10 protein-coding genes are annotated in these 17,914 nt (G+C 49.7%); 8 read left to right on the top strand and 2 right to left on the bottom strand.

Features of this window, described 5'->3' with window-relative positions; genetic code table 11:
• Positions 1-94: 94 nt before the first annotated feature.
• The 5 genes from addB (at position 95) to MKY66_RS21115 (ending at position 13,453) form a co-directional block, all read left to right on the top strand.
• The gene (gene addB, locus MKY66_RS21135; protein WP_076211639.1) at positions 95-3,598 is read left to right on the top strand and encodes a helicase-exonuclease AddAB subunit AddB; all 3,504 of its coding nucleotides are present in this window, start codon (positions 95-97) and stop codon (positions 3,596-3,598) included.
• Positions 3,595-8,022, top strand: a complete 4,428-nt coding sequence (gene addA, locus MKY66_RS21130) for a helicase-exonuclease AddAB subunit AddA (RefSeq protein ID WP_076211635.1) — start codon at positions 3,595-3,597, stop codon at positions 8,020-8,022. Before addB ends, addA begins: the two co-directional genes overlap by 4 nt.
• Positions 8,023-8,081: 59 nt before the next feature.
• Complete coding sequence (locus MKY66_RS21125; protein WP_076211634.1) at positions 8,082-9,266, top strand: exonuclease SbcCD subunit D; 1,185 nt, start codon at positions 8,082-8,084, stop codon at positions 9,264-9,266.
• Positions 9,263-12,682 (top strand): SMC family ATPase, encoded by a 3,420-nt coding sequence (locus MKY66_RS21120; RefSeq protein ID WP_076211632.1) that lies wholly within the window; start codon positions 9,263-9,265, stop codon positions 12,680-12,682. Before MKY66_RS21125 ends, MKY66_RS21120 begins: the two co-directional genes overlap by 4 nt.
• Positions 12,683-13,108: 426 nt before the next feature.
• Positions 13,109-13,453 (top strand): hypothetical protein, encoded by a 345-nt coding sequence (locus MKY66_RS21115; RefSeq protein ID WP_036674796.1) that lies wholly within the window; start codon positions 13,109-13,111, stop codon positions 13,451-13,453.
• A 782-nt stretch (positions 13,454-14,235) separates the two neighbouring features.
• Here MKY66_RS21115 and MKY66_RS21110 read toward each other — a convergent pair.
• A complete protein-coding gene (locus MKY66_RS21110; protein ID WP_076211630.1) occupies positions 14,236-15,369 on the bottom strand; it encodes a bifunctional cystathionine gamma-lyase/homocysteine desulfhydrase in 1,134 nt (377 codons plus the stop codon).
• A 1-nt stretch (position 15,370) separates the two neighbouring features.
• Positions 15,371-16,294, bottom strand: a complete 924-nt coding sequence (locus MKY66_RS21105) for a cysteine synthase family protein (RefSeq protein WP_076211628.1) — start codon at positions 16,292-16,294, stop codon at positions 15,371-15,373.
• A gap of 232 nt (positions 16,295-16,526) precedes the next feature.
• On the opposite strand from MKY66_RS21105, the gene MKY66_RS21100 reads away from it, so the two are divergent.
• The 3 genes from MKY66_RS21100 (at position 16,527) to MKY66_RS21090 (ending at position 17,751) form a co-directional block, all read left to right on the top strand.
• A complete protein-coding gene (locus tag MKY66_RS21100) occupies positions 16,527-16,886 on the top strand; it encodes a histidine triad nucleotide-binding protein (RefSeq protein WP_024628477.1) in 360 nt (119 codons plus the stop codon).
• Positions 16,887-17,118: 232 nt separating this feature from the next.
• Positions 17,119-17,292 (top strand): 30S ribosomal protein S21, encoded by a 174-nt coding sequence (rpsU, locus tag MKY66_RS21095; protein WP_005547957.1) that lies wholly within the window; start codon positions 17,119-17,121, stop codon positions 17,290-17,292.
• Between the two features lie 15 nt (positions 17,293-17,307).
• Positions 17,308-17,751 (top strand): GatB/YqeY domain-containing protein, encoded by a 444-nt coding sequence (locus MKY66_RS21090; protein ID WP_017687237.1) that lies wholly within the window; start codon positions 17,308-17,310, stop codon positions 17,749-17,751.
• Positions 17,752-17,914 lie beyond the last annotated feature (163 nt).

Below are 17,914 nucleotides of genomic sequence, written 5' to 3'. Positions count from 1 at the left end.
TTTTACCGGATAGTGGCAAACGTATGTTCCGAACCAAGTCAGATATGTTATACTGGGAATTAAAATCTTGTACGTGTAGTTTGGAGGATTAGACATGTCCGTTCGTTTTGTTATTGGCCGGGCAGGCAGCGGCAAAAGCTCGCTGATTACCCGGGAAATTACAACCCTGCTTCAACAAGAACCGCAAGGTAAACCTTTGATTTTACTCGTTCCGGAACAGAGTTCCTTTCGCACAGAGCAGGCATTGGTGTCTTCTGGAGCAATTAAAGGTACCATGCGTGCAGAAGTGCTCGGCTTTCGCCGTTTAGCCTATCGTGTAATGCAGGAAGCAGGTGGTTCTGCTCGTATTCCGATCGGAGCCGAAGGCAAAAAGATGCTGCTCTACAAGGTCATCCAGCGCCGTAAGGAAGAATTGAAGTTGTTTGGTGCATCCGGCAGCCAGCTGGGTTTTATAGGTGAATTAAATGACTTATATAGTGAATTTAAACGTTATGAAGTTGATCCATCATTGCTGGAAGAAGGGCTGTCTGGAGGGAATACCTCATCCACTTCGCCGATTCTGGAGGACAAGTTGCATGACTTGAATCTGATATATCGTGACTATGAACAGGAACTGACCCATTTATATATTGATGATGAAGACACGTTGACTGAGCTGACAGATCGTTTGTCGGAAAGTGCATTGCTGCAGGATGCCCAGATCTGGATTGATGGCTTTCAGGGATTCACGCCACAGGAGATGAGTGTGATCGGTCGGCTGATGTTGCAGTCCTCTTCCGTGACGATTGCACTGACACTGGATCGTCCTTATGATCACGGCGCACTGCCTGGAGAACTGGAACTGTTCTATCCCACAGCGAGTGCCTATGCGCGCCTGAAAGGGATGGCTGACGAACTGGGTATACCGAGTGATATAACCGTGCTAGATTCGGAGATTCCACCGAGATACAAAGATCGTCCGGGACTTGCTCATCTGGAGGCTGGTTTCGACCGGCGAATTCGTTGGAAAAGTGAAGGCCTTGATTCCGGAATCCGACTGGTTGCAGCGGAAAACCGACGAGCTGAGATGGAGGGGGCACTGCGTGAGATGCGGCGCCTGGCACAAAACGAAGGTGCGCGTTACCGGGATATGGCAGTACTTGTCCGGCAGTTGGATACCTACGCTGATATAGCTGAACCTCTATTCAGGGATTATGGCGTACCCGTCTTTCTGGACCGCAGAAGAAATGAACTTCATCATCCATTGTCCGAGTTTATCCGTTCTGCACTGGATATTGTTCGGCGCCACTGGCGTTACGAGGATGTATTTCGCTGTGTCAAAACGGATCTGCTACTTCCGCGTGATGGTTCCATCACTCGTGAAGATATGGACCAGCTTGAGAATTATGTACTGGCTTGTGGTATTCACGGGTATCGCTGGACTGATGGCAAACCATGGAAGTATGTACCAAGCCTGTCGCTGGAAGACAACGGTCAGGATGGCCGTAGTCGAGGACGGGACCAGATGCTTTCTCTAATGGAGAGCTGCCGAACGGTCATTACAGATTCCTTGGGTGTTTTTGAGAAACGAATGAAAAAGGCAAAGACAGCCAAAGCCCAGTGCGAGGCACTATACAGATTGCTGGAAGATGCTGAGATCCCATGGAAGCTGGAGAACATGTCTGCTGAAGCTAAGGCTCAAGGTGACCCCGAACGGTCGAGAGAACATCGGCAGATGTGGGGAGCTGTGCTGGATTTATTGGATCAGATGGTTGATATGATGGGGAATGAACGGCTGGATATCACGCTGTTTGCCGGGATGATTGAGACCGGATTGACGGAACTGAAGCTGGGTCTGGTACCACCAGCACTTGATCAGGTATTGGTTGGTTCCATGGACCGTACACGCCTTCAGGACATCAAATACGTATTTATCCTTGGCGCCGTTGATGGTGAATTACCTGCCGTACCTCAGGATGATGGCGTATTAACGGAACTGGAAAGAGCGTTACTGACAGAAAGAGGCGTGGCGCTTGGACCAGGAGCAACAAGACAGATGCTGGATGAACGTTTCCTGATCTATACGGCACTTACAGCGGCAAGCAGCCAGTTGTGGCTGAGTTACCCGGTTGCTGATGATGAGGGGAAAGCACTGCTTCCTTCCGAGATTGTCCGCCATGCACGGAAAATGTTTGGTCTCCAAGAACAGCCATTACTCGCTCAACCACCGGTTGCGAACTCGGAAGAAGCGCATTGGTCCTATGTCACCCATCCAGGTCAGAGTCTGTCTGCGCTCATTGGACAATTGCGCAAATGGCGCCGTGGAGAAGACATCCCTGAAATGTGGTGGGCGGTCTACAATTGGCATGTATCTCGAGAGACAAGCAGACCTCAGCTGGAGCGGTTGATGGGATCGATCTTTTATCGTAATCGGGCATTGCCACTACGTACAGCTACCAGTCGCAGACTGTATGGTACAGAGGTGAGGACGAGTGTCTCGCGAATGGAGCGGTTCGTTGCTTGTCCGTTCTCCCATTTTGCTTCGCACGGGCTGCGTCTCAAAGAACGGCAATTATACCGCCTTCAGGCTCCTGATATCGGACAGCTGTTTCATGCTGCACTAAGCCAGCTGGCTATGCGGTTGCGTGAAGAAAATCGTAGTTGGGGCAGCTTGACTCCAGACCAATGTCGTCAGGAAGCCGAGCAAACGGTGGAGCAGATTGCACCACAGCTGCAAGGGGAGATTTTGCTAAGCACCAAGCGATACGGTTATATTTTCCGCAAATTGAAGGACATTGTTAGCCGGGCATCCGTTATTCTCGGTGAACAGTCCAGACGTGGAAGTTTTGAACCGATTGGGCTGGAACTTGATTTTGGACCGGATAAAACACTGCCGCCACTACGTTTTGAACTGGAGAACGGATGTGTGATGGAGATCGTGGGTCGGATTGACCGTGTGGATGTGGCAGAAGGCGAGAATGGTCTGCTTTTGCGTGTCATTGACTATAAATCAAGCCAGACGGACCTCAAGTTACATGAAGTGTACTATGGTCTGTCATTGCAGATGCTCACCTATCTGGAGGTGCTGCTTAGTGCTGCCGAAGAATGGCTTGGGGAAACGGCGATGCCGGGAGGAACGTTGTATTTCCATGTGCATAACCCGCTGTTGCAATCCGCAAACGGCATGACATCGGAGCAGGCAGGACAAGAACTGCTGAAACGGTTCAAAATGAAAGGTTTGCTGCTGGCGGATCGGGACGCAATCGCTCAAATGGATAACACCCTGGATAAGGGGTATTCAGCGATTATTCCAGTTGCCCTTAAGGCGGACGGAAGCTTTTATAGCAGCGCCGCTGTAGCTACGCCAGAGCAATGGGATACGCTGCTTGCTTCGGTTCGCAGTAATATCCGTCAGATTGGTACCCGGATTACGGATGGGGATGTGGCTATTGAGCCTTATCGCATTCAGCAGGAAGTGGCGTGTACGTTCTGTCCGTATAAGCCTGTTTGTCAGTTTGATGAGAATATAGAAGGAAATGAGTATAATCTGTTGTCCAAACCGGGCAAACAGCAAATCTGGGATATGTTATCTCACAACAAGGGAGGGGAAACATCATGACGAATATGCCAAAACCGGAGGGTAGCTTCTGGAGTGATGACCAGTGGAGTGCCATCTCGGAAAGCGGAGAAGACATTCTGGTTGCCGCAGCGGCGGGATCAGGCAAGACAGCCGTGCTGGTTGAACGAATTATTCGCAAGATCGCAGATCCCTCCCAAGGATTCAGTGTAGATCGTTTACTTGTAGCCACGTTTACCAAAGCGGCGGCCGCCGAGATGAAACAACGGATTCGGGAAGCGCTGGAACGTGCGCTTGAAGAACAGCCTGGAGAAGAGCATCTGCGTAAGCAGCTGTCGCTGCTTGGACGGGCATCTATTACAACGCTGCATTCATTCTGTATGGAAGTCATTCGCCGTTACTATCAGCAAATTCCGTTGAACCCGGCTTTTCGTATATTGAATGAAAATGAAGCGGAGATCATGCGCCAGGAACTGCTTGAAGAACTATTTGAGGAAAAGTATGGCGAAGAAGATGAAGGTAGTACATTCCGCGAATTGGTCGACTGGTTCAGTGGAGAACGAAATGATGATGCGATGCATCGACTGGTGCAACGATTGTATGATTTCTCCCGCAGTCATTCCTGGCCGGATCATTGGCTGTCAGAGATGGCATCTGCTTTTCAGGTGGAAAGTGTGGAGGCACTTGGACATTCAGCATGGGTTCAGAGTATTTTGCGTGATGCGGCTCTTGCTTTGAGTGGTGCAGCAGGACTACTCCGTCAAGGTATTCATATTTCCATGCAGCCTGAAGGTCCGGCACCTTATGCAGATACGTTAAAAGAAGATCTGGTGATGGTGGAAGAGCTGCTGTCTGCGGCCCAGGTTATGCCATGGGAGAAGTTGCCTGAAGTGTTTCAACCCGCTGCATTTGGCAAACTGAAACCCTGCAAAAAGGATCAAACGGACCCTGCTTTACAGGATCAGGTGAAGGAACTCCGGGAGGCTGCGAAAAAGGCCGTTTCCGACCTGAAAGGTTCATTGTTCGGAAGAAGTGCTTTTTTGTTCTGGCAGGAGCTGGAGCAAGCGGCACCACTCATGCAGGAACTGTCGAGGCTGGTTAGTACGTTTGGAGAACGTTATCGACAGGCCAAGCAGGAACGGGGGCAAGTTGACTTCAGTGATCTGGAGCATTACTGTCTTCACATTTTGCGGCATGAGGATTCAACGCCTGAACTGTCGATGCCTTCCGATGCGGCTATGGAGTACCGTTCGCGATTCGATGAAGTGTTGCTTGATGAATATCAGGACACCAATACGGTTCAGGAAGATATCGTGAAGCTCATCTCCAGAGAAAACCCGGGTAACCGATTCATGGTCGGTGATGTCAAGCAGAGTATCTACCGTTTCCGTTTGGCTGAGCCGGGTCTGTTTATGAACAAGTATCGCCAATATGGAGTGAGCACATGCGAAGATGGAATGGTGGAAGATCGTCTGAGTCGTACAGGTCAACGTATTGATCTTGCACGGAATTTCCGCAGCCGTGCGGAAGTCGTGCATTCAGTCAATATGATATTCCGGCAACTCATGAACGAAGGTGTGGCAGAGATTGCTTACGATGAACGAGCTCAACTGGCATATGGGGCTACGTTCCCGTCAGAAACACTTGGTGATAAGGCGTATACACCTGAACTTATGCTGATCGATCGTCAGGGCGGTGGTCCTGATCTGACAGAGAGTACGGATGAGAATGGGGATGTATCAGTCTCCGCAGAACTGGAGAGTGCCGAACTTGAAACGGCCCAGTTGGAGGCGCGGGCGATCGCAAGGCGTATTCGTGAGATGGTTGGGGATACGGATAAACCTGCCCTCCATGTATATGACAAAGCCCTGCAAACGATGCGCCCGGCACGTTACGGTGACATGGTCATCTTGCTGCGTTCGACCTTGATGTGGGCTCCGCTCATGATTGAGGAATTCAGACAGCAGGGAATTCCTGCTGGAGGAGAGCAGAGCAAGGGCTATTTTCAGGCTACAGAAGTGGAAATCATGATGTCTCTGCTTCAGCTTGTTGATAATCCAAGGCAGGATATTCCGCTTGCTTCCGTGCTTCGTTCCCCGATTGTCGGACTGGATGAAGAGGAACTGGCACAGATTCGGCTCGGTGACAAAAGACAGTCATTCTATGATGCGGTTATATCGGCTGCGGGAGATTGGAGCGATTCCTCCACTAATGCTGTACAACAATCCCGGCAGGATAAGCATCCTGATTCCAATATCGTCCAGTTGCAGTGGCCGGAAGCCTGGTCAGAGATGGAACAGGGACAGCGGGAGACAGCAGCTTCAGTCGAGGCAGAGATCCTGGATGATGTCTATGAATCCGATGTGCATACATTGCATACAGATGGAATGCAAGATGCTGGTGTTGCGGGACATGCAAGTGAGGATTTGGGCATAACGGAGATCTCAGGCTCGGAATTACAGCAAAAGTTAATTCGTTTTATACGTCAATTGGAGCAGTGGAGACTTGAGGCAAGGCAAGGCAGTCTAAGTGAACTGATCTGGCGTATGTATCGGGAAACCGGTTATTTGGACTGGGTTGGTGGTCTTCCAGGAGGACTGCAACGTCAAAGTAATCTTAAGGCATTGTACGATCGCGCACGACAATATGAGGAATCAACTGCGAATCGCGGCTTGTTCCGTTTCCTGACCTATGTTTCCAGACTGCGGGAAAACGGGGGAGACCTCGGGACTGTAACAAGTAGCTCTGGTGAGCAGGATAACGCCGTACGTATCATGACCATTCACCGGAGTAAGGGTTTGGAGTTTCCAATTGTCTTTGTCGGTGGCATATCCAAGATGTTTAATCAGCAGGACTTGAACGCACCGTTTCTAATGCATAAGGAACTGGGGTTTGGTCCGAGGTTTGTGGATCGTGAGAACCGGGTTACCTATCCTACATTAGCCAATCTGGCGATTCGTCGTCGTGCGCAATTTGAACTGCTTGCTGAAGAGATGCGTGTGCTGTATGTTGCGTTGACCCGTCCCAAAGAGAAAATGATTCTGCTGGGTACCGTAAAAGATGCCGCGAAAAAAGCGCTCGCGTGGTCTCAGGTCAAGGATAGTCCTGAACTGGCATTGCCAGACTATCTGCTTGCTGCTGGACGGAGTTACCTGGACTGGATTGGACCATCCCTGATGAGACATCCAGATGCGGTTGTGCTGCGTGAACTTGCTGGAAGCAATGATTCGTTCTCAGCCTGTCTTGCAGATGATCAATCACGATGGGCGATCTCTATTATTTCCGCTGATCAGGTATCCCGTGACCATGTGGTGGATCAGACACTCGGAGATGAAGACGGGATGAATGAGGTACGGAAAGAACGAATTGCTGCCCTAAAAGCCGTTCAGCCTGTGAAGTTGATTACATCCTCAACGGTAGAAGAGCTGACGAAGATTGCACAAGATACGGCTAACCAAAACATTGAAGATGAAGGTGCAGATACAGTAGCTCTTCAACAAGAGGAGACACGGCTGATCAACGAGGTTGATCAACGCCTTTCATGGACGTATCCCTATGAAGCAGCAACTCAAGTAGCAGCCAGTACATCTGTCACGGAGTTGAAAACGTTACTTGCGATGCAGGACATCCAGTCCGTAGAGGTGATGGAGGAACTGGGAGAGCAGTCAGAGACATTATTGGATTATAACACCCCAGGAATCAATTACACCCAAAATGAAGCAGGCCATGTACTACGTGGCGTATCCGATGAATCTAACGAGCGTGAGACTGGATCAGGGTCAGATTCAAACCGTACGGTGAACGTTCCGGATGCGGGATCTGTGGGTACGTCTTTCAAACTGCATCTGCGTCGTCCGAAATTCATGGAGGCAACGCAGCTGACAGGGGCAGGACGGGGGAACGTGTATCATACGTTGATGCAGCATCTTCCTATAGATGGATCATCTGTTGATTCACAGCTTATTGAACAGACGATTGAGCGGTTGATTAAGCTTCAGATTTTGCTGCCCCATCATGCTGCGGCTATCGAACCTGAAGAACTGGCCGGATTTTTCAATACAGAACCAGGGAATGAATTATTGCGTGCAGCGTGGGTGAAACGGGAAATTCCGTTTGTGTATGGACTTCCGGCACACCAGTCTCCAGTGGAATGGCTTCATGAACGGGCGGCGAACTCAGATATACAGATGTTAAAAGAAGATAGCAAAATGCAGGCAACGATTGAAAATGAAACCGTGCTTGTACAGGGGATTATCGATTGTCTGTATGAGGTGGACGGCGAGCTTGTCTTGCTTGATTACAAGACGGATCGGGTGTTGGAGCATCGTGGTGGTTTGGATGAACTCACCAAAAATTATCGCTTCCAGCTAGATCTGTATGGACGGGCCATTGAAGATATATTGGGACGGAAAGTTGACCGGAAATGGCTGTACTTTTTTGATGGTGGACATGCAGTGGAATTGTAAAAGAACTGGATCGGAATTGTAAACCATGGATTTCATATGGGAGAGGTGTGGAACGGACGATGCGTATTTTGCATACAGGGGACTGGCATTTGGGAAAAACGCTGGAAGGACGAAGCCGACTGCGTGAACAGGAAGATTTCGTTGATGAACTCGTCAGGTTGGCTGATGAGCAGCAGGCGGATGCCATATTGATGGCCGGAGATGTGTATGATTCTGTCAATCCTCCCGCAGCGGCGGAACAACTTTTTTATGAAGCGGCAGCGCGTCTGACGGAGCATGGAAGACCCCTCGTGGTGATTGCAGGGAATCATGATCAGCCAGAACGTGTAGCTTCCGTAACTCCACTTGTGAACAGACAGGGCATCACACTCGTAGGGATGCCTACTTCAGAAGCGGTAACCATCCATGCAAAGCGAACCGGAGAAATTGCACAGATTGCTGCATTACCTTATCCTTCTGAAGCCAGATTGAATGAATTGCTGACAACAGATGGGGACGAAAATGTGCTTCGTCAGGCATACAGTCACCGGGTGGGCATGTTAATGCAGCGTCTGGCAGCTTCTTTTCGCCCGGATACCGTGAACTTGGCCATGAGTCATATCTATGTGCTCGGCGGACTTGAGAGTGATTCGGAACGTCCGATTCAGATCGGTGGGGCCTACACGGTGGACCCTTCATCTTTAGCGACTGGTGCGCAATACACGGCGCTGGGGCATCTTCATCGTGCACAGGCTGTCAAAGGAGACGGTGTGATTCGATATAGCGGTTCTCCGCTCGCCTACAGCTTCTCGGAAGCAGGGCAGAGCAAGTCTGTCACAATGGTTGATCTGGCGCCGGGTGGAGCAGCACAGGTAGAAGAAGTTTTGTTAACGTCCGGGCGTCCGCTTGTACGTTGGCAGGCCCGTGGTGGTCTGGCAGAAGTATATCGTTGGCTGGATGAGGGGCGTGATCCACAGGCTTTTATCGACATGGAAGTGTGGCTGGACGAGGCGATGTCCCTGAAGGAGATTCAGCAGCTGCGAAAATCACATGAAGGTATCATCCATATTCGCCCGGTGTATCCCGAGATGGCTGCAGCAGGACTTTTGGAGCAACGATCCGAGCTACCTGTGCATGAACTGTTCCGTAAATTCTATCAGCGTCAGACGGGTGGTGCACAGCCGGAAGACAGCCTGGTACAGCTTTTCCTGGAACTTGTGGATGAAGATGAGCCGGGTGCGCGTGAGGAGGTCGAGGAAAGATGAAGCCAATTCTATTAAAAGTTGCCGGACTGCAAAGTTACCGGGAGATGCAGGAAATTGATTTTACCGTGCTGACGGAGACGGGGCTATTTGGTATTTTCGGTCCAACGGGTAGTGGTAAATCTTCCTTGCTCGATGCCATCACACTCGCCATGTACGGAAAAGTGGAACGTGCGGTGAACGGGACGCAAGGCATTATGAATCATGCAGAGGATTCGTTGTCGGTTGCTTTTACATTTGAACTGATGTCGGCGGAAGGCACTCGGAGGTTCCGGGTAGAGCGACGTTTCAAACGAAATAATGAAGTTTCGGTGAGTAACACGATCAGCAAATTCATAGAGACGGTTAATGGCGAAGAACAGGTACTTGCCGACAAATTGGCAGATGTGAATCGCTGCGTTGAAGATGTGATCGGTTTGAAGATGGATGATTTTACACGGGCAGTCGTGCTTCCGCAAGGAAAGTTTGCCGAGTTTTTGTCACTCAAAGGCAGTGAACGTCGCCAGATGCTGCAACGATTATTCCATCTGGAGAAGTATGGGGACCAGTTGGCCATCAAATTAAGCCGGCGGGTCAAGGATAATGATATGGTTCACCAATCTCTTGCTGCGGAGCAACAGGGACTTGGTAATGCCAGCAAGGAGACGCTGGAAGAAACGAAACGTCTTCTTCAAACCGCTGTTCAGCAGTCTGAATTGTCCCGCAAAGCGCTGGATGAAGCTGCGAAGGAAGCTGAACAACTGGGCAAAATTCGTGAGTTAAGTAACGAACGGCAGGCCCGGATGGATGAACAGCAGAAGCTGAAAGCACTGGAACCACAGATAGTGGCAGGCGAACAACGGCTGAAACAATCCGTTGCGGCAGATGCAATACTGCCTGCGCTGCAGACGGTTCGAGATGCCAAGGCTACACAGAAGCAGCGGCAGGATACCGCCGAGAAAGCTCATCAGCAAGCACTGGAACATGAGCGTCTGGCTGTTCAGGAAGCGGAGAAGGCTGAGACGGCACGCAAGCAAATGACTGAGGAAGAACCGAAACTTTTGCTGCGCCTGGAGCAACTCGAACAAGCAAAAGAGCTGCAACGGGAACGGGACGGGCTTCAGGCCGATTGCTTGCGCCTCGCGCAGCTGCTGGAACAGGGGCAGGGCGAACAGACTGCGCTGGGACAGCAGCTTGAGAAAGAAAAGGAATTGCAACAGCGCGGACGCAAACGGCGTGAGGAACTACAGGAGAGCCTCAAGCCAAATGAAGTGAAGTCAGAGGAACGCAGGCAACTTCAAGTTGCACTTGAACTGAAACATCGTGTGGATACTGCCGCGGAGCAATTGCAACAAAATAAGGCTGACATGCAAGCCTATAAGCAGTCGGCAGAACAGGGAGCCGACAAGCTGAAGGCGGCGGCTGAGGAAGAACAACGCCTGAGTGATCAGCGTCAGCATCTGGTAGAACAGGCGTCAGCAGGTCTTGAGGCCTTGCTTGCCTGTGAGCAGGACATCAGTCGCGAACAGAGCCTGCTGGCTCTAGCGGAGGAACAGCTGCGTGGCACGATGCGTGAGCAGGAGCTGCACCGGCTGTCCTCCGCTTTGCGCGCCGAGTTGCAAGACGGCGAGCCATGCCCGGTGTGCGGCTCGCCGCACCACCCGCTCCCGGCTGCGCCGCCGGGAGAAGGTCCGCATGCAGGCGATGCGGACCTGGAAGTGCTGCGCAGCCTGCACGCGGAGCTGCAGGAGCTGCGCTTTGGGCTGCGCCAGCAGCTGCACGAACGTCGCAGCCTGCTGACGCAGCTTGGCGCCGCGGCCGGCGAAGCTCCTGCCGCAGCCGAGGCCGCGCCTGCGGCAGCGGAGCCCGAGCCCGCCGGGTCGCCCGAACACGGGCGCTCCCCGGCAGGCTGGGCATCGCGTGCCGCTGCGCTGCGCGAAGCCGCGCAGGCGCTGGCTGCCGCAGCAGCGCCGCTCCAGGCCGAAGCCGCCGCGTTGCAGCAGGCGGCTGTGGGCGCGCAGCAGCGCCGCATGGAAGCGGCAGCTGCGCAAGAGGCCGGCCGTGCCGGTCTCGCCCAGGCGGAGCGCAAGCTGGCCGAGAGCGAGGCCGCAGCGGCTGCCTTGCAGGGCCGCTGGGCCGCGGAACTGCCGGGCATCGCTCAGGAGGAGGCCAAGGCCCTCTATCAGGCGATGCAGGAGCGCGATGCGCGCGCCGAAGACATCAAGGAACGTCTGAACAAAAGCGTGACGTTCCTTGAGGAAAAAGACCAAATCATCCAATCTCTCCAGCAGAAGCTGGTGGAATTGGACAAACAACTGATTCAGTGGCAAACGGAGTGGCAGGGCAATAGCAAACAGCTGGCCGAGAAGGAAGAACGCTTGCGCCAGTGGGTTGGGGAGCAACGGGTAGAAGATCTGATTACTGCGGCTCAGGCTCGTCTGGATGGACTGCGGAAAACAGCTTCGGACTCGGCACAACGCTTCAAAGAAGCGGACACGCTGAAGCAGGAATCAGCCAAGAGAGACGTTATGGCTCAACAGGCAGCCGCCTCGGCAACTGAACATCTGCAACAGGCACAGGAGCGGTGGAAGCAATTGCTGGAACAATCCCCGTTTGACTCGGATGATGCTGTTGTATCCGCGGCAATTCCTTCACAGGAAGCAGAACGACTGGCAGGAGAGATCCAGCAGCACCGTGAACGTGAGCGTGAACTGGCATCCCAATTGCGTGAACTGGAACAAAAGCTGGGTGGTGCTGCCGTATCGGAGGAACAGTGGTTAGCGTGCACCGAACGATTGCAGCAGGTCCGGACTCAGGATGAGGCTGCCCTTCGTGCCAAAGCACGTGCAGAACGTGATCTGGAGGATGTGGAGCAGCGACATGTTCGCTGGACCGAACTGGAGAACAAGCGGGTGGAGGTAAGCCGTCAAGGCGAACTGCTCAGCAAACTTCAATCCGCGTTCAGAGGCAATGCTTTTGTCGAGTATATTGCCGAAGAACAACTGATGCAGGTTAGTCATGCGGCATCTCAGCGTCTGCGCTTCCTGACCAAACAGCGTTATTCACTCGAGGTGGATTCCGGTGGTGGTTTTGTGATTTGTGATGATGCTAACGGGGGAGTCAAACGACCAGTATCAACGTTGTCAGGTGGCGAGACGTTTTTGACTTCGTTGTCACTGGCTTTGGCACTGTCAGCCCAGATTCAGCTGCGAGGTCAGTACCCACTTCAATTCTTCTTCCTGGATGAAGGGTTTGGTACACTTGACCCTGAGCTGTTGGATACCGTCATTACGTCTCTGGAAAAACTACATGACGACCGATTGGCTGTTGGTGTAATCAGTCACGTGCCTGAACTGCGTGCACGCTTGCCGCGCAAGCTTGTGGTGATCCCGGCAGGTGAGGCCGGAAACGGCTCACGTGTGGTCTTGGAGACCCTGTAGAGGGCAATGTGTAAGCAATATAGATCATAGAAGCGCCTCTAATAGTCCAAGCAAAATGAATAATAGAGGTTGTTCAAAAAGTCCGCTTTTGATTACGAATGGTGCCTATTAAACACGCACTATTACGGAATGTTATTATTGTAAAAATATTTCTTTTCTTGCTTTTACAATATAGCGGAGTGAGTTACATCACAGATACAGGTTCATCCCGCTGTTATACTACAGTTAAGCCGACAAACTTTATTTAAGTACCCCGGCGGACATCTGATCAGGACGTTTCCTGAATAGATGTCCGCGCAGCAGCCTTCCAAGGAAGCCGCTCACGGGGTGCTTCTTTTTTCTGTTTTCTCGTCAGTAGTGTCAATTCGCCCAGTTCTGAATACCATGAAAAGGTGATCAAGAGCAGAATCAGGGAGGCGTTGGCAAGTGGAAAAAGTGGAAGCGAAGAAAATATGCAAGGAACACATGCACCGTTATGTATGTGTACAGATGAATGACGGTATGCACTACGATGGCATTATGGAAAATGTGGATGACGAAATGATCTATCTGGCTGTTCCCGTTGGACCGGAAGCCATGGTGAATCATGCGAACTGGGCTCCAAATGCAATGCCGGGAGCAAACTATCCAATAGGTCATACTCGCGGATTTTACCCAGGATACGGTTACCCTACTCCTTATCCATATTATGGTTATGGCCGTAGACGTTTTAACCGACTGGTGCTCCCGTTATTTGCGCTTACAGCGTTAACCCTTTTACCGTACTATTGAAATTAGAAAAAACAGTCATAACTGCAAGTGACACATTCTTATGTACCCTATGGGCATCCTATGAAAATCTTGAAAATAACAAGCTGAGGATGGATGTTTCATTCATGGTACCGTACAGAATGAAATACAGAGGTCTTATCACATACAGAGTCTCAGCCTGATGTATCGCCATAGTCATTGCAATACAACTGGCAACATACCGAATATCCAAAAAGGTCATGCCTGGGCAGAAGCGAACTTCTGTAAGGCATGACCTTTTTTTGAACCTGATTAGTGTAAGATCGAAGATGAACGGATAGCACATAACTTGTATTTAAACCTGCTGAAATCAGAACCTGGCCTTAACGTGTCCGTAGCAGCAATCGGTGTACTGCATCCTGAATATGCGAGAACTTGCCTATGTGCGAGCAAACGATCAAGAAACCGGAAAGCTTTAATTCTCATTTCCGATCAAAAGCTTCGCTTCGGGTGGAATCGATGTTGTTCTCTTGCCCAGGATTGGAGGAGCAAAGGATGATGTGTGAGTGCTGACGAATCTGAGGCATCTTATTCAAGGCTTTGAAGCGCCCTCAGAATTTTAAGGAATCTGATACACGTTATAACCGAACAAACAGCTGCTTTCAGCATTTTTTTGAGGTTGTTTTGGTAAATAACGTGCCTGATGTTCCTTATAATTTCAAATGTGGCCTGAACATCAAATGAGACGTCCTGTGTTTCTTGGGAAATCGTCCATCGTCCACTACTCCTTCTCCAAGATCGCCAGCATGGACTTCAAAATACCCTCAACTTAATGCAGATTTCAAATCCTCAAGTAAATCCTCAACATCCTCGATCCCAACGGAGATACGAATCAAACCATCCGTGATCCCCAATTCTTGCCGACGTTCATAGGGAATGGAAGCATGTGTCATTCGGGCAGGTACAGAAATTAAACTTTCCACCGCGCCCAGACTTTCAGCCAATGTGAAATAACGGACTTTGCTTAACACGTCATCTACTTTTTCAGCACTGCCTACATCAAAGGAAACCATACCGCCATATCCTCTCGCTTGTGTGGAAGCGAGCTTGTGCTGTGGATGGTCGGGCAACCCGGGATAATAGACTTTGCTCACTGTTGGATGTTGATTCAAAAATGCCACAAGCTGCTCTGTATTGCGTTCTTGCGCTTCCATCCGCAATCCCAATGTTTTAAGGCCACGCATTAACAACCAGGAATCCATGGGTCCCAGGACTGCGCCAATTGCATTTTGAATAAAATGCAGATCTTCACCAAGTTGCTCGCTGTTGACAACCGCAAGTCCTGCCACGACATCGCTATGACCGCCGATATATTTCGTTGCAGAATGTAGTACAATATCCGCTCCCAGAGCCAGCGGGGTTTGCCAATAAGGCGTACTAAACGTGTTATCCACGATGAACATCAATTCATGTTGTTTTGACCATTTCGCTACAGCAGTAATATCGGTGACCTTGAGTAACGGATTGGTAGGTGTTTCTACATAGATGGCCTTTGTATTGGATTGCAAAGCCTTTTCCAGTGCTTGTGGTGAGGTAGTATCTACGAAGGTAGATTCGATCCCCAGACGATTCAGCACCTTGGTGAAAATGCGATAAGTCCCGCCGTATACATCATCCGTCAGAATGACGTGATCTCCAGTTTTCAACAGAGACAGTACAGCGTGAATTGCAGCCATGCCCGAACTAAAAGCAAACCCTCGAACGCCATCCTCCAGCTCTTTAATGACTTCTTCCAACGCATGACGGGTAGGGTTGCCTGTACGTGAATACTCGTATCCTTTGTGTACGCCAACCGATTCTTGCTCATACGTGCTCACTTGATAGATCGGTACACTCACTGCTCCAGTGTGTGGATCACCAACAATACCTGCATGAATCAGCTTGGTTTTTGGTCTCATTTCATTGTCCTCCATTATAGATATTTTGGCTTAAATACCGTTCGCTGCTATCCGGGAAAATAACAACGATGTTACTTCCGGGAGCTGCGTGAACAGCTTCGTTTAATGCGGCTTGCATAGCTGCACCTGAGGAACTTCCTACCAGTAAGCCTTCCAACAAGGCCAGATCCTTGACCCGCTCAAAGGCATCTTCATCTGAGATCGTATGAATGGCATCAAAGTAACTCACATCCATAAAAGAAGATAATGTTTCGACCCCTATTCCTTCTGTACGATGTGGTCCCGATGGACCTCCTGCCAGAATCGAACCTTCGGGTTCTACGATACAAGTTTTAATTAACGGGTTTTGCTCCTTCAAATAGCGAGATACTCCCATGAAAGTTCCGCCAGACCCGGCTCCGGCGACATATACATCCACCTGCCCGTTCAGATCACGCCAAATCTCAGGGCCCAGATGTTCATAATGTGCGAGTGGGTTATCCGCATTGGAGAACTGACCTGGAATATAGGAACCCGGTATTTCTTTCGCCAGTGATTCCGCCTTGCGTATGGCACCAGTGATTCCTTCAGATGTGGGTGTGTTGACGACCGTAGCACCAAGGGCTTTCATCAACTGCTGCTTCTCAACGCTGAACTTCTGAGGTACCGTGAAAATGACCTTTAAATTAAGGCCTACAGCCGCCATTGCAAGACCAATGCCTGTGTTGCCTGCGGTAGCTTCGATCACCGTTCCACCTGGCTTAACATCTCCTCGTGCCAAGGCCTTCTCCAATAAAAACTTGCCAATCCTGTCCTTCACACTTCCTCCAGGATTCATGAATTCCAGTTTGGCGAACAGGCGGATTCCTTCCGGTAATGGATAACGAGTTAATTCAAGCAGTGGCGTATTACCGATAAGTTCCTGTACATGTTGATAAACGGTCAAATTAACCAATCTCCTTTTGAGTGTCATTAACCATACATATTTGTTTAATTGGAAAAAGTGCGTGATAAAACCATATTTCAATGTAATGGCGTGGTATATATCCAATGTCGTATAGTGTTCGGAGAGTTGACGTAGATTGCCTGGTTGTGTGTCTAGAGATTGGACGTGGGTTTTTACTTCTAGTATGATAGAAGGGAATACATACACTGGAATACAAAGGAGGGTATGAACTATGGATTGCTTATTTTGCAAAATTGTAGAGGGCAGCATTCCCTCCAATAAAGTACTGGAGAATGACCATGTTATCGTTTTTCATGACATCCAGCCCGCTGCACCGACACATGTTCTTGTCATTCCGAAGAAACATATTGCTTCCATGAATGAAGTTACTGCAGAAGATCTGCCATTGATCGGCGAGATTCATCTGGCTGCTCAAGAAGCGGCGAAGCGTCTTGGCGTGGAGGAAACAGGATATCGCTTAATCAACAATTGTGGTAAGGATGGAGAACAAACCGTTCATCATCTGCATTACCATTTGTTGGGTGGTACGAGACTTGGCGTGTTGACAAGTCTGTCCGATTCTCACAAATAAACGAGCTAATGGGTACTAATATTGAGGATTTAGTCATATGCATTAAATCCACGAATGTGTGACCAAATGCTTATATAATGAATTCATTTCATAATACCTTTGAGTTATAAAATGGATTCAAATAAGTGATCATTACATTGAGGTTGACACCTTTATTATCTTTCGCCTATAATGTAAGATGATGAACCGTGTTATTGCTCTTGGACGGTCTGGTCGGAGGGAGGGAAAACTGGTGTCTGAAACTAAAGTTCGCAAAAACGAGACTATTGATGCTGCACTTCGTCGTTTTAAACGCTCCATCGCTAAAGATGGCGTATTGGCTGAGGTGAAGAAACGTAAGCATTATGAGAAGCCAAGCGTAAAGCGCAAGAAAAAGTCCGAGGCTGCTCGTAAGAGAAAGTTTTAGGAGGATTTTAACTACATGAATCTTAGCGAACGATTGAACGAAGATATGAAGCAAGCGATGAAGAGTAAGGACAAGTTCAGACTCTCCAACATTCGGTTGATTCGTTCGACGATCAAGAATCTTGAAATAGATTTGAAAAGAGATTTGGATGACAACGAAGTGCTTGATATCCTGAGTCGTGAAATCAAACAGCGCAAAGATGCCCTCCAAGAATTTGACAAAGCGGGCCGTGAAGATCTCGCGGCAAATGCAAAAGCGGAAATTGAAGTACTCATCCAGTACCTTCCCACACAGCTTACCGAAGAAGAAATTAAAGTTATTGTACAGCAGACCATCCAGGAAACCGGTGCTTCTTCGAAAGCCGAGATGGGGAAAGTCATGGCGGCCCTTATGCCGAAAGTTAAAGGCAAAGCGGACGGCAAACTGGTAAATCAAGCAGTTCAACAATTTCTGCAATAAAGCAAATCAATAAACACCTTCTGACTTGTCAGGAGGTGTTTTTTCCATTTATCAGAAAGCATGATGTCCTTGGGATGACAAAATTCCTTTTTAATGGTTAATATATATTATTATGGTTTTTTTATTCTTGCAATTGATCGGGTTTTCAAATATAATTTTAAGA

Source organism: Paenibacillus sp. FSL R5-0766 (genome assembly GCF_037971845.1).
Classification (GTDB): Bacteria; Bacillota; Bacilli; order Paenibacillales; family Paenibacillaceae; genus Paenibacillus.
This window is presented reverse-complemented; position numbering and strand designations above follow the sequence as displayed.